General features: G+C 48.0%; 18 protein-coding genes, 1 rRNA gene and 1 other RNA gene. 1 reads left to right on the top strand and 19 read right to left on the bottom strand.

Features of this window, described 5'->3' with window-relative positions:
* The 17 genes from ACXX53_RS19745 to rpoE form a co-directional block, all read right to left on the bottom strand.
* Positions 1-65 (bottom strand): 16S ribosomal RNA (locus tag ACXX53_RS19745); the annotation flags it as partial.
* A 333-nt stretch (positions 66-398) separates the two neighbouring features.
* Entirely contained in the window at positions 399-662 is a 264-nt protein-coding gene (locus tag ACXX53_RS19740) for a pro-sigmaK processing inhibitor BofA family protein (RefSeq protein ID WP_458570404.1), read from the bottom strand.
* A complete protein-coding gene (locus ACXX53_RS19735) occupies positions 662-943 on the bottom strand; it encodes a DUF2508 domain-containing protein (RefSeq protein WP_458570403.1) in 282 nt (93 codons plus the stop codon). Before ACXX53_RS19735 ends, ACXX53_RS19740 begins: the two co-directional genes overlap by 1 nt.
* A 182-nt stretch (positions 944-1,125) precedes the next feature.
* On the bottom strand, positions 1,126-1,722 hold the full coding sequence (gene recR, locus ACXX53_RS19730) for a recombination mediator RecR (protein WP_458570402.1): 597 nt from the start codon (positions 1,720-1,722) through the stop codon (positions 1,126-1,128).
* A 130-nt stretch (positions 1,723-1,852) separates the two neighbouring features.
* The gene (locus tag ACXX53_RS19725) at positions 1,853-2,164 is read right to left on the bottom strand and encodes a YbaB/EbfC family nucleoid-associated protein (protein WP_458570401.1); all 312 of its coding nucleotides are present in this window, start codon (positions 2,162-2,164) and stop codon (positions 1,853-1,855) included.
* Positions 2,165-2,200: 36 nt separating this feature from the next.
* On the bottom strand, positions 2,201-3,931 hold the full coding sequence (gene dnaX, locus ACXX53_RS19720) for a DNA polymerase III subunit gamma/tau (protein ID WP_458570400.1): 1,731 nt from the start codon (positions 3,929-3,931) through the stop codon (positions 2,201-2,203).
* Positions 3,932-4,083: 152 nt separating this feature from the next.
* Positions 4,084-5,193 (bottom strand): ATP-binding protein, encoded by a 1,110-nt coding sequence (locus tag ACXX53_RS19715; protein WP_458570399.1) that lies wholly within the window; start codon positions 5,191-5,193, stop codon positions 4,084-4,086.
* A gap of 186 nt (positions 5,194-5,379) precedes the next feature.
* Positions 5,380-5,647: signal recognition particle sRNA large type (gene ffs / locus ACXX53_RS19710), an RNA gene on the bottom strand.
* Between the two features lie 96 nt (positions 5,648-5,743).
* Positions 5,744-6,340: a hypothetical protein gene (locus tag ACXX53_RS19705; protein WP_458570398.1), complete on the bottom strand. Its 597-nt coding sequence runs from the start codon at positions 6,338-6,340 to the stop codon at positions 5,744-5,746.
* Positions 6,341-6,374: 34 nt separating this feature from the next.
* Positions 6,375-7,313, bottom strand: a complete 939-nt coding sequence (locus ACXX53_RS19700; protein ID WP_458570407.1) for a helix-turn-helix transcriptional regulator — start codon at positions 7,311-7,313, stop codon at positions 6,375-6,377.
* A 290-nt stretch (positions 7,314-7,603) separates the two neighbouring features.
* Positions 7,604-7,801 carry a 50S ribosomal protein L31 gene (gene rpmE, locus ACXX53_RS19695; RefSeq protein ID WP_458570397.1) on the bottom strand — a complete coding sequence of 66 codons (198 nt, stop codon included), beginning with the start codon at positions 7,799-7,801 and terminating at the stop codon, positions 7,604-7,606.
* 126 nt (positions 7,802-7,927) lie between these two features.
* Positions 7,928-9,196, bottom strand: coding sequence for a radical SAM protein (locus tag ACXX53_RS19690; RefSeq protein ID WP_458570396.1), 1,269 nt, complete (start codon positions 9,194-9,196; stop codon positions 7,928-7,930).
* 33 nt (positions 9,197-9,229) lie between these two features.
* Positions 9,230-10,525, bottom strand: coding sequence for a transcription termination factor Rho (rho, locus tag ACXX53_RS19685; RefSeq protein ID WP_458570395.1), 1,296 nt, complete (start codon positions 10,523-10,525; stop codon positions 9,230-9,232).
* Positions 10,526-10,833: 308 nt separating this feature from the next.
* Positions 10,834-12,087: a UDP-N-acetylglucosamine 1-carboxyvinyltransferase gene (locus tag ACXX53_RS19680; RefSeq protein WP_458570394.1), complete on the bottom strand. Its 1,254-nt coding sequence runs from the start codon at positions 12,085-12,087 to the stop codon at positions 10,834-10,836.
* Between the two features lie 564 nt (positions 12,088-12,651).
* The gene (locus tag ACXX53_RS19675; RefSeq protein WP_458570393.1) at positions 12,652-13,026 is read right to left on the bottom strand and encodes a response regulator; all 375 of its coding nucleotides are present in this window, start codon (positions 13,024-13,026) and stop codon (positions 12,652-12,654) included.
* Between the two features lie 199 nt (positions 13,027-13,225).
* Positions 13,226-14,827, bottom strand: coding sequence for a CTP synthase (locus ACXX53_RS19670; RefSeq protein WP_458570392.1), 1,602 nt, complete (start codon positions 14,825-14,827; stop codon positions 13,226-13,228).
* A gap of 360 nt (positions 14,828-15,187) precedes the next feature.
* Positions 15,188-15,748, bottom strand: a complete 561-nt coding sequence (gene rpoE / locus ACXX53_RS19665) for a DNA-directed RNA polymerase subunit delta (protein ID WP_458570391.1) — start codon at positions 15,746-15,748, stop codon at positions 15,188-15,190.
* A gap of 395 nt (positions 15,749-16,143) precedes the next feature.
* Here rpoE and ACXX53_RS19660 point away from each other — a divergent pair, with 395 nt between their 5' ends.
* Entirely contained in the window at positions 16,144-17,298 is a 1,155-nt protein-coding gene (locus ACXX53_RS19660; protein ID WP_458570390.1) for a S8 family peptidase, read from the top strand.
* Positions 17,299-17,719: 421 nt separating this feature from the next.
* Here ACXX53_RS19660 and argS read toward each other — a convergent pair whose 3' ends face one another.
* Together argS and ACXX53_RS19650 are read right to left on the bottom strand one after the other, a co-directional pair.
* On the bottom strand, positions 17,720-19,399 hold the full coding sequence (argS, locus tag ACXX53_RS19655) for an arginine--tRNA ligase (RefSeq protein ID WP_458570389.1): 1,680 nt from the start codon (positions 19,397-19,399) through the stop codon (positions 17,720-17,722).
* 62 nt (positions 19,400-19,461) lie between these two features.
* Positions 19,462-19,992, bottom strand: a complete 531-nt coding sequence (locus ACXX53_RS19650) for a DUF1934 domain-containing protein (protein ID WP_458570388.1) — start codon at positions 19,990-19,992, stop codon at positions 19,462-19,464.
* Between the last annotated feature and the right edge of the window lie 215 nt (positions 19,993-20,207).

Genomic DNA, 20,207 nt, shown 5'->3' with positions numbered 1-20,207 from the left:
TCGACTTGCATGTATTAGGCACGCCGCCAGCGTTCGTCCTGAGCCAGGATCAAACTCTCCATAAAAGTGTTTGACTTGCTCATTTGTATTGCTGACGAGTTTAACTCGTTATTTCTAACATTCCCGCTGAATGAATCATGCGAACAAGTTCGCGTTGATCATTCTAGCGTTCGCTCGTTGTTCAGTTTTCAAAGAACAATTTGTAACCCGTAAGTCACTTTCTTTTGTTCACCGCCGTTCAGCGGCGACTTAATTAATATATCACATTGTCGTTTTCGAAGTCAAGAACTTTTTTAAAGTTTTTTCGATGTCTTTCGACATCATTTCGTTTCTTTAAAATCGTTTCGTCCGAAGCGACGTGTATTAATTTATCATACGATACAAGCTTTCGTCAACCATTAAAACCAAACCATTTTTAGGAATATGATTGACGCCAATCCCGGAATACCCAACACACCGACAGTAACCAGTGTAGCAGGGTTAGTCGGCACACGCACATCGCCGATCCACCCCATCGTATTCACCATATATAACAGTACAAACGCCACTATTCCGTGTACGACAAAGCCTGTAATAAAACGAGCCGTGTTAGGACGCCGAAACAGCATAAACAACAATGAGAGCAGCGATACCACAAATATGACGAGCATAATCGTCTTCATCACATCCCACCTCCTCTTCTTGCCCCGTTCAAATAGCTACGATCATGCACTACCAATCCCACCCTCTTTGCTTGTCCAAGCAATACCGACAATCTGGCTTCCGTTGCTTTAAGCATATAGATGGCATAGTCAATCTCTTCCTGACCCGAGGCATAGTCAAACTGCAGCTGCGCAGTCCTCCATCTCCGGAAGGCAACCTGAATGTCGCGCAAGAGGAGCTCTCTGTCCAACTCCTCATGAAGATCATGTTTCATTTTGCGATTCATCCATCTCCACATCATCTATCACCCCTCCAGCCTGTCTAAATTAAACTATGGTTGTCCCGAGTAATATAGAACGTAAAGATTCATGAGTCAGTAATCTTCTTAGGCAGCCAAATAAACTAAAAGAGCCCTGCACCCCCGATATATGTCGGAGAAGCAAGGCCCCTGCTCATTACAACTTTATTATAGTTTTGCGCGAATCACAGCTCTCTGCGGCCTTCCAACGCCTTAGATAAGGTCACTTCATCCGCATACTCCAGGTCGCCGCCAACCGGCAGCCCATGCGCAATACGCGTCACTTTGATACCAAACGGACGAACCAACCGCGAGATATACATCGCAGTCGCTTCCCCCTCAATATTCGGATTGGTCGCAAGGATCAATTCCTTGACACGTTCATCGCTTAACCGCTTCAACAGCTCCGCCAATCGAATATCCTCCGGTCCGACCCCTTCCATAGGCGAGATCGCTCCCTGCAGCACATGATAGTACCCATCGAATTCCTTCGTCCGTTCCATGGCAACAAGGTCCTTCGTTTCCTGCACAACACAGATGACCGATCCATCTCTTGATTTGTCCTGGCAGATGCGGCATGGATCCGTATCCGTAATATTGCAGCACACCGAGCAATAATGCAGATTGCGCTTCACATTGACGAGCGCCTTCGCAAAGTCGATCACGTCATCCTCTTGCATGCGAATGACATGAAATGCAAGCCTCGCCGCCGTCTTTGGCCCGATTCCCGGGAGACGAGTGAAGGCGTCGATCAATTTAGCTATCGGTTCGGGATAATACAATGGCCCGTTCCCCTTTCTGACCATCTGTCACTGCCAATTATATTGGCAGGCATACAAATAGTGGTGCCCTACCCTTAGTATAAGGATCAGCACCACTATCTCTTCTTAATCCGTATAAATAATTCCCGAATTAGAACAATCCAGGGATCTTCATGCCGCCTGTGAATTTGGACATGTCGTCATTAGCAAGATCTTCTGCTTTCGTCAACGCATCGTTAACCGCAGTCATAACCAAGTCTTGCAGCATTTCGATATCTTCTGGATCAACCACTTCTGGTTTCAGAGCGATGCTAAGTACTTTTTTGTGGCCGTTAACTTCAACTGTTACAGCGCCGCCGCCGGAAGTACCTGTGATTTTCTTGTCTGCAAGCTGCTCTTGCGCTTTCAGCATTTGCTCTTGCATTTTCTTAACTTGCTTCATCATTTGGTTCATATTGTTCATGACAATAAATCTCCTTTATTCTCCAAAGTTATGGGTTTATTCTTTTATGATAACGAGGTCTTCGCCAAACATATGGATCGCCTCGTCAATCCAAGGTTCACGAGCTTGGTCCTGACCTTCCGGTTCCAGCTGAAAAGCCGTCTCCGGCTCTTCGGGCTTCGCTTCAACCGAGTCTTCCCAGTCTTTCAACATCATCGTATCCAGTTGATAGGCCGCACCTAACACGTCACTAAGCACACGCTCAATAACCTGCTTATTAGATGGCTTCTCCGTCGTGTCACGATGAATGGTGTTCTTAAATGCGACCAACACCTTGCCTTCAAGCGCAGAGACCGGCTCACCGTTGACCAGCCAGGCATGAATCGTAACGCCCGCTTCCTTCACTCGCTGCAGCACTTGACCCCACTGACCGCGTATCTTCGCAAAGTTAGGAGAATTGCGATTCTCCACATACTGCTCAAATTGCGGCGGCTTCTTCGCACCGGAGGACACACGCTGCAATTGACGCGCGGCAGGCCGTTCGCCCCCGGAAGGATGCTGTGCTTGGGAGGCAGGTACCCCATTCTTCAGCAGTTGGTTCAACTTCGTCTCCAACGCGCTAATCTGCTGTTGAAGCTTCTGAACCAATGCATGATCCGTTGGTGAAGATTGAGCTTGCCCATCTGCACTTGCCTGAGCAGCGCCTTCCGTTGTCGCAATATGAAGCAGCGCCACTTCGAATAGCGTCTGAGGTTGAACCGCATACTTCATCTCGGTCTGATAGCGATTGAGCGAGTCAATAATCGCAAACAATCGATCTGTCGAGAATGAATCCGCCAATTCTCGGGCCAACTCCATTCGAGTCATTCGGCCAGTCATGCTCTCCCCATTAGGTACGAGCTTAAGCATCAAAATGTCGCGGAAAAAGTACACCAAACTTTCCATACATTTATCCGCGCTCTTTCCTTCCTGCATCAATTGCTCTATGCCAGTCAGTACCGTAGCGGCATCCTGATCGCGAACAGCCACAGCCAGCTTGGCGAACTGCTCTTCGGGCATTCCGCCCGTAATGTTCAATACTTGTTGATACGTGATGCGTCCATCTGTAAAGGAAGAAGCCTGATCCAATAAGCTCAGGGCGTCGCGCATACCGCCATCAGACAGCTTGGCGATGTATGTCAGTCCTTCCCGTTCAGCCTCAATGCCTTCTTCACGGCAAACCAGCTCAAGCCGTTCCACCTGTTCATCCAATGATACAGGTCGGAAGTCAAAGCGTTGGCAGCGCGAAATGATAGTCGCTGGAAGTCGATGAGGCTCCGTCGTCGCCAGTATAAACATGACGTGTGCCGGGGGCTCCTCTAACGTCTTAAGCAGCGCATTGAAAGCCTCAGTCGTCAACATGTGTACCTCGTCAATGATGTACACCTTGTAACGCACCTCGGTTGGCGCATATTTTACTTTTTCCCGAAGATCGCGAATCTCTTCAACGCCTCGGTTGGAAGCGGCGTCAATCTCCACCACGTCCATAACAGCGCCTGCCGTTATACGGCGGCAAGCTTCGCATTCGTTACAAGGTTCAGGGCCCGGCCCATGCTCACAGTTGACCGCTTTCGCCAATATCTTAGCTGCACTCGTCTTACCAGTACCCCGCGGTCCGCTAAACAAATAAGCATGCGAAAACCGCTGCTCCCGCAACGAATTCTGCAACGTTTGAATAATGTGCTTCTGACCCACCATCTCTTGAAATGATTGTGAGCGCCAAGCGCGATACAATGCAATATGACCCATGCTGTAACCTCGATAACAATCTTCTCGCTTTATCTATACTTCATAAAGTCGAGAGTGATAAGGAATCTTTTATATTATACTATATCACATTCATTAAAAAAACAGCCATTCCCCAGATCAAATATACAGGGAATGACTGTAATTTACAGCACCTAGTAAGGAATTGATATCGTAAAGGTGGTTCCATAGCCCTTAGACGATACTCGGATTACACCGCCGATATCATGAATGATGCGCTGGCATACAGCCAGGCCCAACCCCGTCCCATCACATTTTGTCGTAAAGAAAGGATCAAATATTTTATCCATCAGGAATCCAGGTATGCCTGGACCTGTGTCTCGGATGATTACCTGCATCCGCCTGCTCGGTTCATCCACCCGAACTTCCACTGACAGGGTGCCGCCTTCTACCATAGCTTCAATCGCATTTATAGATACATTGATAAATGCCTGCTTGAGCAGCTCGCGATCCGCTACAACCGGATGGCTGAGTTCTCCACCGTCATATTGAACCTGAACCTGATTCAGAGACGCCTCATCATGAAGGATCGGAAGCACTTCTTCCCACACCTGCTGGATATACAACTTCTCCATACATACTTGCTTCGGCTTGCTTAGAAGCAGAAATTCAGCTACTAACTCATCGATACGCTCAATCTCGGCCAGCATAATCTCGGTATGCTCGACCTCTTTCGCCATACCCTTATGAGTAAACGACTTTTTGAACATCTGAATAAAGCCTTTAATCGAGGTTAACGGGTTGCGAATCTCATGCGCTGTACCTGCAGCAATCTGTCCGACCATGGCCAATCGATCACTGCGCCTCACCTGCTCTTCTAATGAGCGGAGGTTGGATATATTTTTGAATATGACATATGCGCCTTCAATGTCATCGGATGAGTTGCGAAGCACATTGGAATCTACCAGCAAGTCATAGCGATATTGATCATTCGTCCACGAGACCGCATGATTTCTGACAACGGCACCTTCAAGCACTGAACGTTGGACAAGATGGTGCTCAGTTGGCATATCGCCAAACAACTCATTCACCCGGCAGCCAATAACCGCATTCCGCTGCCATCCAAGAAGATCACAAGCTGTGTCGCTGATCTCAACCAAATGAAACTGTGTATCCAATACCAAAACTCCCAGATTGACATCCCGTAAAAAGGCGTCTGCGAACTGCTGCAGTAAGGACATCTGCTGGCAGCTTCTTTCTTCACTAACGTCACGAACGTCTGAATGAGTGATTGGTCTATTCATTAGCATTCATCCACCTCAACTTCAGATTGCCGATATGACATGCGATACGTGATGTTGAGCTAATTCTTTCGCCGTGAACGCGCCAGAATCCTGCTCATTTTTTCTTAAAACCGTATAAATATGTAAATATTGTGGAAACAAAAAAACACCGACTCTCATCGGTGTTCATGCTTGTTCATATGGAAACCGTGCACCTGTTATTGATAATTGCGATCCGAGCGGCACTTCTGTACAATGGCTCGGGCCAGGCTTCCCTCCGGCACATGGGTGAACCTACTTATGGCTGCTTCCTTCCGGACCTGACCAGATTCATAGGTACCCATTGCGAAGGACCCGACCGTCAACACCACGTGCAGACACCAGACCCCACATCGACAAAACCTCTAACAGGAATTCAACCTCGCTATAGCGGATTGCGAGTTACAGGGCACCGCTACCTCCCCATCTAGCACGGCAAGGATTAGTATAGAACATTTCTGGACAAAGTGCAACCTAAGTAAAACATTTACAGCTCTCACAGTGCGGCACAAGTATGCTCTGAGGATCTTATTCAGGTAGATGCCTCTGCAGGATCTGCAACTCCATCGCTTTCCTGTTCAGATTCCTGTCTAATCGAGCTGAGTCCAACTGTGGTTAACGTCGCTAATATTCCTGCACTGATATAGACGATATCAGTAGCTTGAGGGAGCACAAGGATCCATCGCAATACGAAGGCGCTAACCACCGTGCCGCTGAATCCAAGCAGCAGCCAGAATGCATTCAATTCGATCGACTTACGCTTTACCACTGCCAGCTCTACAAGGATACATTCAGCTAGAGCAACAGCCATAGTCGCTATACCCAAGCCCGCAAGCAATTCCGACTGATCAGGAGCAGGAAACCCCGCCTTGGGAAATGCCCGTCCTAGAGACTTGAACACAAACACACTAAAACCAATGAGCAAAAACGAACCCAACGCTGATTCCAATCCAACTTTTAACCATTTATATGAGCCCAATGAGACACGACGAAGCTTGCAAGCCCACACTTCTGCCAATCCCGCTGCAATGGCAAGTATGATTACTCCTAATACGATCTGAAATGGATAGTCTCCTCGAACAATGTCAATGAAAAAGCCGAAGCCGTACTCTATGATCCTCTCCAACATGTATGCGTCCCCCCATTACTACATACGACCGCTGTTACTCTCCGTTCAGTTCCTCAAAGTCCAGATTGACAGGACGATCTGGCAGTTCATGCATACCTTCACCCATCGAATCTGTCGTAGGCACCGAGCGATCCACCTCTTCCAGCCGTATTCCGTCAATCCACACCTGACCCGGGCCAATGAGCAGCACTCCGAATGCTACAGCACTGGCGTTATCCGCGACATCCAACACAACATCATAAGACATCCAATCCGTTGTTCCCATAATCGGTCTATTCTGCATATTATCAAAAGCTAACGCTTCTTCATCTTTGCCGTCGATCCGCATCCACATGCCAGCGGAGTTTGCCTCCTCCGTCTTGATGAATCCCGTCAAACGCACCCGTTTTCCACGATAATGATCCGCTTTGACCATTTGCATCAGTGTGCCGAAGCCTTGGGCATTCGTAGCCGGACCACCTTTGATCGTCCCCGAAGCCGTTCCCCGATTCACAACCTTACGATCGACACCTACCTCATACTGATGCGGGTATACCCCAGTCAGCATCCACCCTTTAGGAACATTGTGATGATTCACATATGCTTGCTCTTCATCCATAAATGGCGACTCCATATCCACATCTTCCTCCTTAAGTGTAAATGGTCTAAATCCTCTCCGATATTGCTGCGGAGTCAACGAATAGAAGCGACTAAAGGCTCTGGTAAATGAATCTTGACCAGAGAAGCAGTATTCCAGCGCTATATCCAGAATTCGCTTATCCGTATGAAGCAGCTCAACCGCCGCTTCCGTCAACCTTCTCTCTCTTAAATAAGCCGCTGCGCTCATGCCAACGTGTGACATGAAGATGCGATGCAGATGAAAACGTGACACAGCCGTATGGCGAGCAATATCGTCATAATCGATATCTTCTTTTAGATGCCGTTCTATGTAGCGAATAGCGACCATAACCCACCGCTTATGCTCAATCCACATCATATGCCATCCCCCCCCTAGTACTCCGCATATAGATCATACCGTACACGGCGGAGTCTTTTTTTGCATTTTGTGCTCTATGTACTGATGAAGAGAAGCAAAATTCAAATATTGATGTAAGGCGGAATTAACCTGTTATCTTACTAATCAGTATGATTTTCGAATGCTTTAATGAGGTAGATTCATGTATCGCATTCGACCAGACGGACGCCAACCTAAACATTTATGTAAAAAAATAAACTCCCCCGCCATAATGGCAGAGGAGCTCGCTGTATAACATACGTATAAAATTAGATGCCGTATTTCTTTTTGAAACGATCGACACGACCACCTGCATCCAGGAACTTTTGCTTACCTGTGAAGAATGGGTGGCAAGCGGAGCAAACCTCGACTTTCAGGTTTTCCTTAACGGAACCTGTTTCGAAAGAGTTGCCGCAAGCGCAAGTAACAGTCGTAGCATGATATTTCGGTTGAATTGCTTCGTTCATCGAATTCACCTCTTTCCGCCCTGAGCCCTTTGCGTGCCCAGAGTTATGTTGACACAAAGTGCAGTATAACATACAGCGCTCGTCCACGCAAGTAAGTAACGTTGGAGCAACTGGCAGTCCTTACAGCTAGTACCGAGCTTTCTCCCGCGCCAGCAGAGCAGGCGGCACATGTGTATAAGAGCCTATCACCACATCAGGAAGCTCCTCGCGGAAGATATCGATCATTTGCTTCATCCCCAGCATCTCACCCTGAGCTTTAGGGATAAGCTCCAGATAGCTCTCCGGATCGATGTTCAGATTCCGCAATTGAATCAAGCGCAGCTTCGTACGACGCGCAAACTCCACCATCGCCTCAATCTCTTCCTCGCGGTCCGTCACACCTGGGAACACCAAGTAGTTGATGGAGGTGTATACCCCTTGCTCGGAAGCATAGCGCAGCGACTTCTCCACGTTCGCAAGCGTATAGCCGCGTGGGCGGTAATAGGCGTTATAGTGATCGTCTAGCGCACTGATCGTACTTACACGCATCAGATCAAGACCGGCATCAACGATTCCGCGAATGAAATCGGTAAGTCCCGCATTCGTGTTAATGTTGATGTATCCCATATCCGTCTGGCGACGAACTTCCTTAATCGCCTCGATAATGATCTTGGCTTGCGTGGAAGGTTCACCTTCACAGCCTTGCCCAAAGCTTATGATCGATTCCGGCGTCTTCAGATGCTCCATCATAATCTGGACAAGCTCATCTACTGTCGGCTTAAACTTCATCCGCGTCTGCGGAGCAGGAAAGCCGCTGTCATCCGGCTGTTCCGATATACATCCGAAGCAGCCTGCGTTACACGAATAAGATACCGGTACCGCACCTTCCCAACGCTGCAGGAATGTATTCGACGCCGTCAGGCATTCATACTCCAATGCGCAGTTAGATAAATGCTGGTACAGACGGTTCTCTGGATATTTCTCCGTAATAGTAACTACCTGTTTACGCAGCTCATCACGGTCGCAGTTGAGCGGATCCCACTTATAAGGGTCATCGGATGGATGCGCCGCGACAAAGAATTGATCGTCCTTCCACACCACAGCTGAATAGCCAAAGAGCGGAAGCTTCTGCTCTTTATCTGTCTTTACATAAGCCGGGATGTGCAATCGAGTATATCCTTGCGGCAGCAATGCGCCAACAGCCTGCACATCACCCTTAATGGCGGTCATCTCGCCCGTATCCGGATCAAGTCCTATCGGCCGCGTACACGGCAATCCAACTAGAGTCGCGCCTTCAGGCATCGGAATGAGCTCATCGTCCATAATTTCGACGATCATGTCGCCGCTTCGAGCCAACCCTATCATATGTTCATGGTCAAATATATTTCCTTCTGCATCCGCGTACACTACATTCATTGTTACTTATGTCCTCCCCAGTAGCCTTATGCGTTAGCTGACGGACGAATTGCGTGAGCGACGAGTTGGCGGCCCACTAATATTTCCACTCAAATCAAGCGCAGCGAAAAATTCTTCATTCGTCTTCGTATCACGCATTTTCTTAATGAATTGATCTACGATCTCATTGCTCTCCGTCATATTTTTTCGAATCGCCCACAATTTATCCAGCTCTTCCTTCGACATAAGCATCTCTTCACGACGTGTGCCAGAGCGACGAATGTCGATAGCAGGGAAGATGCGGCGTTCAGACAATTTACGATCCAGATGGAGTTCCATGTTACCTGTACTCTTGAATTCTTCGTATATAATGTCGTCCATACGGGAACCTGTTTCAACAAGCGCTGTTGCCAAAATGGTCAAGCTGCCGCCTTCCTCAATGTTACGCGCAGAACCGAAGAAACGCTTCGGACGATGGAAAGCTGTCGGATCGATACCGCCGCTGAGTGTACGCCCTGATGGAGGTACAACCAGGTTATAAGCACGCGCCAAGCGAGTAATACTATCGAGGAGAATAACAACGTCCTTCTTATGCTCAACCAAACGAAGTGCGCGTTCCAGTACCAATTCCGTTACTTTAATATGATTCTCCGGCACCTCATCAAATGTGGATGCTACTACCTCACCCTTAACCGAGCGCTGCATATCCGTTACTTCTTCTGGACGTTCATCTATAAGCAGTACGAACAGTTCAATATCGGGATGATTAGTGGAGATGCTGTTGGCGATCTCTTTAATAAGCATGGTCTTACCTGCTTTAGGAGGAGCAACGATCAGACCGCGCTGACCTAGGCCAACAGGCGCGAGCATATCCATAATTCGCGTGGAAATCTTATCAGAGGTGGTCTCTAAGACAAGCTTCTTCTGCGGATAGAGAGGTGTCAATGCTGGGAAATGGAGGCGCTGAGCCGCTTCTTCCGGATTCTCTCCGTTGACGGCGTTAATCTGCAGCAAACCGAAGTAACGTTCATTTTCCTTAGGGGGACGGCACTTACCAGATACCAAATCTCCTGTACGCAGATCGAACCGGCGAATCTGTGATTGAGAGATATAGATATCTTCCGCACTTGGCAAATAGCCTATCGGCCTCAAGAAACCAAAGCCCTCTGGTAAAATATCAAGAATACCTTCCAAGAACAAGAAACCGCCTTGCTCCGCCTGAGCACGCAAAATGGCAATAATCAATTCTTTCTTCTTCATCTGGCCATACCCAGCAATCTGAAACTGCTTCGCGAGCTTGTATAACTCAGCCAGTTTCTTTCCTTCCAAATCGGACATTTGCAGATCCATATAATACAACTCCTATTCTCGTTCTCATATACTAACAGACATATCACGATCATGATCTGTATGCGGGTGAAGAATTTTCAAAATAAGTACTTGCGGTATTGATTCATCCATTAAGAACTTCTGCAAAGAGAGCACATTAAGCATGTACTCTCTTATGATCTATTAAATTATCATATGGGTGTATAACCGATAGACAAGGGATAGGCATCAGGATTCGGATTTGTCAGCGAAGGTGACAAGTAATGGACTGGTAACAGATGATAAATATTCGAAGGTCATTACTATAGACTTACCCAAATTGGTACGACTTATTCAGTATGGCGCCATACTTCTGCACCAAGTTGTTGAAGATTCTCTACTAATCGATGATAGCCGCGGTCAATATACTCTACACCTGTTATTTCGGTAATGCCATTTGGAACTATTAATCCTGCTACTACAAGCGCCGCTCCAGCACGAAGATCGCTAGCACATACTTTGGCAGCATTCAGTTGACTGCCTTCAATAATAGCCGAGCGCCCTTCCACTCGAATCTTAGCACCCATACGATGCAATTCTGGTACATACTTAAATCTACCGCTATATATAAAGTCCGATAGCATGCTAGTTCCCTTTGCTTGAGTCAGCAAGCTAGCCATTGGTGATTGAAGATCGGTAGGGAATCCAGGGTACACCAGCGCCTTCACATCCACACTGGTATATTCCGGCTTGCCAATTACGCGTATGGATTCATCACCCTCGATACATTCAACACCCATTTCTTGAAGCTTAGCTGTCAAGGCTTCCATATGCTTCGGAATGATGTTGTCGATAATAATATCGCCGCGTGTCGCTGCGGCTGCAATCATGTATGTTCCCGCTTGAATGCGATCCGGAATGATAGAATGTCGACAGCCATGCAGCTTCTCAACACCTTCGATGCGAATCGTCTCGGTTCCCGCACCTTTAATACGTGCGCCCATCGAATTCAGCAGTGTAGCGACATCTATGATTTCAGGTTCTTTTGCAGCATTTTCAATCGTTGTCAGACCTTTAGCTCTTGAAGCCGCCAGCATAATATTAATCGTAGCACCTACGCTAGCAATATCTAAATATATCTTGGCTCCCCTCAACTCACGCGCGTAAATATGCACGGACCCGTGGTCGTTGGTGACGGTTGCTCCTAGCGCTTCAAATCCTTTAATATGTTGGTCTATTGGACGAGGCTCAAAGCTGCAGCCTCCCGGCAAGCCGATGATAGCTTCACCAAAGCGCCCTAGCAGCGCTCCCATCAAATAATACGATGCACGAAGCTTCTTAACGAGTCCGTTATGCATCGGGATGGATATCATCTGTGACGGATCGATACGCATAGTGGAATCACTACTCTCTACGACACCGCCAAGCTCTGTAATAATCTCGGTATAGGTTACAACATCACTAATCTCCGGCAAGTTGTCCAAGACAACCTCAGTCTCCGCTAAGATGGCAGCAGGCAATAACGCAACTGCGCTGTTCTTCGCTCCACTAATCTGCACGGTACCGCGCAGCGGCCGTCCTCCGCTAATCATTAACTTTTCCATCGTGCATCCCGTTCCCCCTACAACATGCATGAAGTCAATACCGCATCAATCCCGTTCATGTTGCATGACGGATCTGTTACTGCGGGATGACCATATGAAAGCTTACTTCCCATTGCTGTAAACAGCTCTAGTCTAGAGCCCAATTTCATACCATGTTTATTATCCTTGTGAGCATCTTAGCATCTTATGCTTCAGGTTTCAAATACTGGCTTAAACAGTTTTCATACGATAACACTAAAAATGGGAAGAACACCGATAAACGATGTTATTCCCATATGCTTAACACATGTGTGTACAAAATCGCTTAATACGCTTAGCTGTTGCATCAAAAAATAATTCTTGTTAGCAGCCAATATCTCGTACTCGAATTATTATACCACAATTACCCCCAGAAAAGTAAACAACCTCTTGACAATTGGGATGTGTACAGTATAATAATTTGTCACAATTAGCAGCTTGCCAAATAGTACAATAGAACACATAGAGAGACAATCGGACTCAAGTAACCCGACTTAGGAACTAGCGGTTATGACGAAAAGCATGCTCTGAAGTCAGCATATTCGATTAATGTGAAGGGACTTGAAGAATCGCATTTACTGCTATACGCATCTCATCAATATCAAATGGCTTCGTAAAATGCATAAGCGCCCCCAGCTCCGTTGCTTCCTTAATCATGTCCAGCTCTCCATACGCCGTCATCATGACCACATTCATGTCCGGCTCCATCAGCTTAATCTGCTTCAGTATTTCCAATCCGTCCATTCCCGGAATCTTCATATCCAACAATACGATATCAGGCGTTTCATTGCGTACGATGTCTAATGCAACCTTGCCATTAGGGGCCTGATAGGTGATATACCCCTCGCTGCCGAACACTTCCATGAGAAGAACCCTTATACCGTTCTGGTCATCAACAATTAATACTTTCTTATTATTCACTTGGCACCCCTCCCGCTGTATATCACTTGGGGTATTTATTCGAGTTCGATTGTTAAATTCCTCCTTACATTCTACATTTCAACTAAACATTTGTGAGTTAAATGAAAAAAAATAAGTAACATCAGCATTGGATGCGCGCCCAAATGCACAAAGAGCCGTCCCAAACCTCAGTTTAGGACGACTCTTATTCTTCTAGTCATTAACCGCGGTGTTTCACTGCAGCCTTGACGAATTCACGGAATAACGGTTGTGGACGGTTTGGACGGGAAGTGAACTCTGGATGGAATTGCACTGCCAAGAACCAAGGATGTTCAGGACATTCCACGATTTCAACCAAACGGCCATCCGGCGAAGTACCAGAAATGATCAGACCCGCATGTTCAACAGCTTCGCGATATTCGTTGTTGAACTCATAACGATGACGGTGACGCTCGTACACCAGCTCATCATTGTAGCATGACATTGCAAGGGAACCATCTTTCAGCTTGCATGGGTACAGTCCAAGACGCATCGTTCCGCCCAGATCTTCAATATCCTTCTGCTCAGGAAGCAGGTCGATTACTGGGTATTGAGTGGTTGGATTAATCTCAGAGCTGTTAGCGCCGTCCAATCCTAAGATGGAACGAGCATATTCAATCACGGCAACTTGCATACCGAGGCAGATACCGAAGAACGGAGTCTTCGACTCACGCGCATAACGGATCGCAGATACTTTACCTTCGATACCGCGGTCACCGAAGCCGCCAGGTACCAGAATACCGTGTACGCCCGCAAGCTCCTCTGCAACATTAGCATCCGTAATCTCTTCAGCGTTTACCCAACGGATATTCACTTCGGAATTCGATTCAAAGCCGGCATGCGCCAATGCTTCTACGATCGACAAGTATGCATCGTGAAGCTCTACGTATTTACCAACGATTGCAATCTCTACTTGTTCTTCTAGCGATTTCACGCGGTCAACAAGCTTGATCCAATCTTTCATGTCTGGAGCGGAAGTCTGCAGCTTCAGGTGGTTGACGACAATGTCATCCATGCCTTGCTCGTGAAGCGCAAGCGGTACTTCATACAGTGTCGAAGCATCGCGGCATTCCACTACTGCGTTCGCATCGATGTCGCAGAACTGCGAGATCTTGCGTTTCAAGTCTTCCGAGATCGGACGTTCCGTACGAAGGACAAGCATATTCGGTTGAATACCGATGCTGCGAAGTTCCTTCACGCTGTGCTGTGTCGGCTTCGTCTTCACTTCACCCGCTGCTTTGATGTAAGGAATGAGCGTAACGTGAATGTACATCACGTTATCGCGACCCACATCGCTCTTCAGCTGACGAATCGCTTCTAGGAATGGCAAGCTCTCGATATCGCCTACTGTACCGCCGATTTCCGTAATTACAACGTCCGAGCCAGATTCTCTGCCCGCGCGCATAACGCGTTCTTTGATCTCGTTCGTAATATGAGGAATAACTTGAACTGTGCCGCCCAAGTACTCGCCCCGACGCTCTTTAGAAATGACCGAGGAGTATACTTTACCCGTCGTGACATTACTGTTCTTGGACAAGTTAATGTCAATGAAGCGCTCGTAGTGTCCCAAGTCGAGATCCGTTTCCGCACCATCATCCGTCACGAATACTTCGCCGTGCTGATAAGGGCTCATTGTTCCTGGGTCCACGTTAATGTACGGGTCGAATTTTTGAATCGTGACCTTCAGTCCGCGATTCTTCAGCAGTCTGCCAAGGGATGCAGCCGTTATACCTTTACCCAAAGACGATACGACGCCGCCCGTTACGAAAATATATTTTGTCACTGGTGAAACCCTCCTATGATCAAGTGCAATCATGACAAGTTCTCGGGAGGCTTTGTTTGCAGCATCTAACGATTGCTTGTTTCATGTATTTCATGATGTTATCGTATCCAAATTTAACATGAAAAATAGCTGCCAAACATGCCATAAAAAAACAAAAAAGTGACTCCCGTAGTCACGGGGCACTTTCTATCCATCACTATAAAATTAATTAACAAATCCAAAGCCCATATGATAGTTTACCTGTTCGCTCGTCCCATGTCAAGGGTGATAAACAGCATAAAAAACATAATGCCGCCTGCACTCAGCAATCGAATAATCGATAGCGCAGACGGCATCTACAGAGGCATTCATATGACACGATTATCGGTCAAGATCGTCATCCTCATCGTCATAATCTTCCTCGGCTTCTTCCTCTTCTTCAGCATCCTCGTCCATCTCTTCATCGTCGAGAATAACTTCTTCCTCTTCTTCAACTTCCTCGTTCTCTTCATCAGAGTAAATCTCTTCTTCGCTGTCTTCATCAACGAAATCGAAATCCTCGTCACCAGAGTAAGAATCATCTTCCTCTGTGTAGTCGTCATCTTCGATATCGTCATCATCATCATTGATGATGCGAGGGCGCTTCGAGTTACCAGCCAGTGCAGCCTCTTCCGAACGGTCAACTGGGTACCAGCGTTTCAAGCCCCAAGTGTTGCCTCCCACGCATGCAAAACGTCCATCGATATTAATTTCCGTATATAGTTGAGCGATAACGTCCATAATCTGTTCTTCTGACAAACCGCGAAGCTTCGCCACTTCATTCATCAGATCACGGTAATAATAGGGCGTATTCGCTGTCTTAAGAATAAGAAACGCCAGATCTACCATCGGGATCTCTTGTACTTTTTCTGGATCTAATTTCAAGTCCAATGGGGTGCTCATATATACACATCCATCCTCTCACAAATGTTCAAACATCAAGTTCATTTAAGCATATCTTCTATCAAGATATCCATGTTCACACCTAAGTAAAACCGATTTGTTCTTAAAATGCAAGTTTTCTTCACAGACAGTTCATATGTATGCCATTCTCGTCCTACAATAGGGAAACGCGAAGGGGCTCCCTCCGCGTTCGACTGTATCCGCACTCGAAGGCGTGATGCGCCTCCGACCATGGCGTGCTGAGCCCTTCGCCGGCTCTACTCCATCTTATGTCCTTCAGTTTACTTTGACACGGGGGAAGGCCTAACTTTGGGAAAAAAGGCAACTATACCAGTCCACCTCCCTTCATCACGCATACGATAACGCACTAGGACCTGTCGGGAGGGGACTCCACATTGGATGTATTGGTCTTTCTCCAGCTATTGCTTCAAGATCTCTCCTTAGGCGGACAAGACAAACGCCCATATCTCATCCGCTTTAAAGATGCCAATCTATATCAGCATTGTGCCGAGGCGCTGCGGCAGGCAGTTCCCGATAATCCCCTGCTTGAGGAGGTACGGGAAGAGCCGCTTATCTCTGCTGTTCGCTGCATGCTGTCCAGGGCGGCATACGAGCGCTTAGCAGATGATAAAGGCGACTTGTGGATCGAAGAAGATGTCCGCCTCACGATGCATACGGCATCCCACAAGACGGTGTCTTGGGAGCGCGGAATTCCATGGGGCGTTCGCCAGATTAAAGCTCCTCAGGCTTGGAGTGTAACAACTGGCCACCGCATCCATATCGGTGTTATCGACACTGGGGCGGATTATCGTCACCCCGATCTAAGCAGTTCTCTCTTGTCCGGCGTCAATCTGGTGCAGCGCGGTTCAGCTCCGCATGATGACAATGGCCACGGCACCCATATCGCAGGAACGATAGCCGCTTCTAATCAGATGTACGGCATTATTGGTGTCGCGCCGCGCGCCTTGATTCATCCCGTGAAGGCGTTCGATAGCAACGGTTCGGCATTTGTATCTGATATTATTGCGGGCATTGATTGGTGCGTGCGCAATAAAGTACACATTATTAACATGAGCTTCGGCATGAAGTCACGCAGCAAATCACTGCTGAAGGCAGTAAACAGCGCGTACAATGCCGGTATCACCATCGTCGCCTCATCTGGCAACGATGCCAAGCGCAAGTCGATTGATTATCCAGCACGTTACAGTCAAACCATCTCAGTTGGTGCTACAGATGCCAATCGACTGATCGCGCCATTCAGCAATCGGGGCAGCTTCGTTGATATATACGCGCCAGGTGAGAAGATCGTCTCCTCATGGTTGAAAAACAAATACCATGAAATGAGCGGCACCTCCATGGCCACTTCTCATGTAAGCGGCACGATAGCCTTGCTGCTTGCCCTGAAACCGGGCTTGAAGCCAAATGATATTAAGGCCCTTCTTAAACGAACAGCAACACCAACCACGAGCCGCACGGCTCGACGCAGCACGACACGACCAGCGGGTGAAGTCGATGTTGCGCGTCTGCTGCGCGACATAAACAGTCAATAAAGCGACAATGTCACATTTGGTATTCTCATGTCAGCACAAAGAAACCAATCCTCGGCGTAACGGGACTGCTCTAACAGTCCGTATACACATCATGCCCAAGGAGAGGTTTCTTTTTTACGAGCTTGCGGACGCTTGCGGACACACAGACCGTTATTTATGGGAATGTCGGCTTTTTCAGCAACCTAGCGGACCGTGGTTCCGCTATTTGCTCCAATACGGACGAGAATCGCTCATTCGGATGCACATAACGGCTCCTGTGTCCGCGAAACTCGATAATTTGCCTCATTATCGTAAAATAACGGCTTCTGTGTCCGTTAGAATGGTGGCAACTGTCTGCCCGTCTGCCTATCTGCCACACAACCCAAAGAGGCTGTCCCGCAGTCACTCTCATGACTTGCGGGACAGCCTCCATGCAGTTCTATTACATGCGCTCTGGCGCGGAAACTCCGACAAGGCGCAATACATTAGCAATTACCGTACGCACAGCGCCGAGCAATGCGAGGCGCGCTTGCGTTTGCTCCGCGTCCTCTGTAATGACGCGCTCAGCCTTGTAGTAGCTATGAAGCAGAGCAGCTAGCTCATATACGTAGCGAATCAGGCGATGCGGCGCGTATTCGCGTGCCGCGACCTCGATCTCTTCCGGCAGCTCGCCCATCTTGCGGAGCAGATCATATTCATGCTCAGCTTTCAGAGAGCTGAAGTCTACTTCAGCAAGCGGCTTAAGCGCCACGCCTTGCTCTTCCGCCTGGCGGAAAATGCTGCAGATGCGCGCGTGCGCATACTGCACGTAGAACACAGGGTTCTCATTCGATGTGGAGATCGCTAGATCCATATCGAAGTCGAGATGCGAATCCATCGAACGCATCGTGAAGAAGTAGCGGATCGCGTCCACGCCTACTTCATCCATCAGATCTTCCATCGTTACCGCTTTACCCGTACGCTTGGACATTTTTACTTTCTCGCCGTCCTGATACAAGCTCACCATCTGAGCAATCAATACCACGAGCTTGTCCGGATCGTTGCCGAGCGCTTCCATAGCCGCCTTCATCCGCGGAATATAACCGTGATGGTCAGCACCCCAGATGTTGATCATGCGGTCGAAGCCGCGCGCATACTTGTCGCGATGGTAAGCGACGTCTGGCGTCAGATACGTATAAGATCCGTCATTCTTGATCAAGACGCGGTTCTTGTCATCGCCGAAGTCAGTCGTGCGCAGCCAAGTAGCGCCTTCTTCCTCATATACTTTGCCGCCTGCTTTAAGAGCTTCGAGCGCCTTAATAACTGCTCCGCTCTTGTACAGGGAAGTCTCACTGAACCATGTATCAAAATGCACGTTAAAACGCGCCAAGTCACGCTTAATCTTATCCAGCTCTTTTTCCAAGCCGTAGCTGCGGTAATACTCGATACGCTCCTCATCGGACAGCGACAAGAGACGATCGCCCTCCTTCGCTACCAGCTCTTGCGCAAAGCCTTTAATGTCTTCGCCATAATAGCCGTCAGCAGGCATCTCTGCATCCTGACCCAGCGCTTGCTTGTAACGAGCTTCAATGGAGTATGCCAAGTTCATCACTTGATTGCCCGCATCGTTAATGTAATACTCCCGATTCACTTCATATCCTGCGAAGTCGAGCACGTTGCAGAGCGCATCGCCCACTGCCGCGCCGCGCGCATGACCCAAGTGAAGGCTGCCTGTAGGGTTCGCACTGACGAACTCAATCTGCACGCTCTGGCCTTGTCCGATATTCACGCGGCCGTAATCACTGCCTTGCTTGGATACTTCGCGCACGACATCGTAGAGATAGCTCTTGTTCATGCGGAAATTAATGAAGCCTGGACCTGCAATCTCCGCGCTTTCAATCGAAGCAGCCGCTTGATCCATATTCTCAATAATTGCTTCCGCGATCTGACGAGGATTGCGCTTTGCAATACGTGTCAATTGCATCGCGACATTCGTTGCCAGGTCGCCGTGCGACTTGTCCTTCGGCACTTCGATCACAAAAGCCGGAAGCTGTTCGCGCTCGACGATTCCTGCTTTCACAATCGCTTCTTCTATTGCAGCCTTAACTGTTTCATTCATCCGTTCAATAACACCGGTATTCATCTTGTTATATCCTCCCTTTGATGACCTTGCCTCGGCTGAGCCGACTATATCTTCATACACCGCTATAACGATTCACCTGTTATAGGCTGCAAACGTATCTGTATATCAAATCGCCCCGTGCTTCGACCATCTACAAATAATTCATAGCTCCATCTGAGCTTAGCCGGGATGCTGCAGGTTTCACCGTTATCCATTTGGAATGTCTCGTCTTCGCGCCGCATCATCCGTGTGCGTGTTTCTAACGGAAATGACAGCACCTTAGATTCATATCGACCGCTGCGCGCAGCGCCTTGTGCGAATGACATCTCGGATCTCACGGAACCGCTTCTAGTCAGCTTCCACTCATCAGCGCTGATCTTCAGCATCACCGCAGTTTCCTGAACGGGGGCGCTATTCTCCATCTGCGAACCACTTCGTCGCTTCACATGGTTCGGATCCTGTACTTGCTCCGTATAACGAAGGTAGAAGCTGCTGCCCTTAACATAAAGGTCGCCTTCAGCTGCTTGCTCCACGCGTTCATCCTGCTGGCGGCTTATGACCGTGATGCGGACTCGACATTTATCCGATAGCGGGTTGGAACGTGTTTCACTCATCGCCTATACCCCTTCTTGACTTAGTCTGATTGTACAATTATCTAGGAAACAGGCTGCTTTTGCAACCTTTTTAGGGGGAGCATACTCCCTTTGTTCCCGTACTTCCTTCATTTATTCTTCCTTCTGAGTCAAAATGATAAAAAAGCCCCCTCAATCCTACCGACAAGGTATAGATTAAGGGGAGCTTCATGTTGTTTCAATTCATCATGCGATAG

The organism is Paenibacillus marinisediminis, from assembly GCF_054343325.1.
The sequence above is the reverse complement of the archived record's forward strand: the minus strand, read 5'-3'. Positions and strand labels throughout refer to the sequence as shown.

Bases quoted from the DNA above. Each gene is read 5' to 3' on its own strand.
- ACXX53_RS19740 (WP_458570404.1), bottom strand. From the start codon at position 662: ATGAAGACGATTATGCTCGTCATATTTGTGGTATCGCTGCTCTCATTG.
- ACXX53_RS19735 (WP_458570403.1), bottom strand. From the start codon at position 943: ATGATGTGGAGATGGATGAATCGCAAAATGAAACATGATCTTCATGAG.
- ACXX53_RS19725 (WP_458570401.1), bottom strand. From the start codon at position 2,164: ATGAACAATATGAACCAAATGATGAAGCAAGTTAAGAAAATGCAAGAG.
- dnaX (WP_458570400.1), bottom strand. From the start codon at position 3,931: ATGGGTCATATTGCATTGTATCGCGCTTGGCGCTCACAATCATTTCAA.
- ACXX53_RS19715 (WP_458570399.1), bottom strand. From the start codon at position 5,193: ATGAATAGACCAATCACTCATTCAGACGTTCGTGACGTTAGTGAAGAA.
- ACXX53_RS19705 (WP_458570398.1), bottom strand. From the start codon at position 6,340: ATGTTGGAGAGGATCATAGAGTACGGCTTCGGCTTTTTCATTGACATT.
- ACXX53_RS19700 (WP_458570407.1), bottom strand. From the start codon at position 7,313: ATGTGGATTGAGCATAAGCGGTGGGTTATGGTCGCTATTCGCTACATA.
- rpmE (WP_458570397.1), bottom strand. From the start codon at position 7,801: ATGAACGAAGCAATTCAACCGAAATATCATGCTACGACTGTTACTTGC.
- ACXX53_RS19690 (WP_458570396.1), bottom strand. From the start codon at position 9,196: ATGAATGTAGTGTACGCGGATGCAGAAGGAAATATATTTGACCATGAA.
- rho (WP_458570395.1), bottom strand. From the start codon at position 10,525: ATGGATCTGCAAATGTCCGATTTGGAAGGAAAGAAACTGGCTGAGTTA.
- ACXX53_RS19680 (WP_458570394.1), bottom strand. From the start codon at position 12,087: ATGGAAAAGTTAATGATTAGCGGAGGACGGCCGCTGCGCGGTACCGTG.
- rpoE (WP_458570391.1), bottom strand. From the start codon at position 15,748: ATGAGCACCCCATTGGACTTGAAATTAGATCCAGAAAAAGTACAAGAG.
- argS (WP_458570389.1), bottom strand. From the start codon at position 19,399: ATGAATACCGGTGTTATTGAACGGATGAATGAAACAGTTAAGGCTGCA.
- ACXX53_RS19650 (WP_458570388.1), bottom strand. From the start codon at position 19,992: ATGAGTGAAACACGTTCCAACCCGCTATCGGATAAATGTCGAGTCCGC.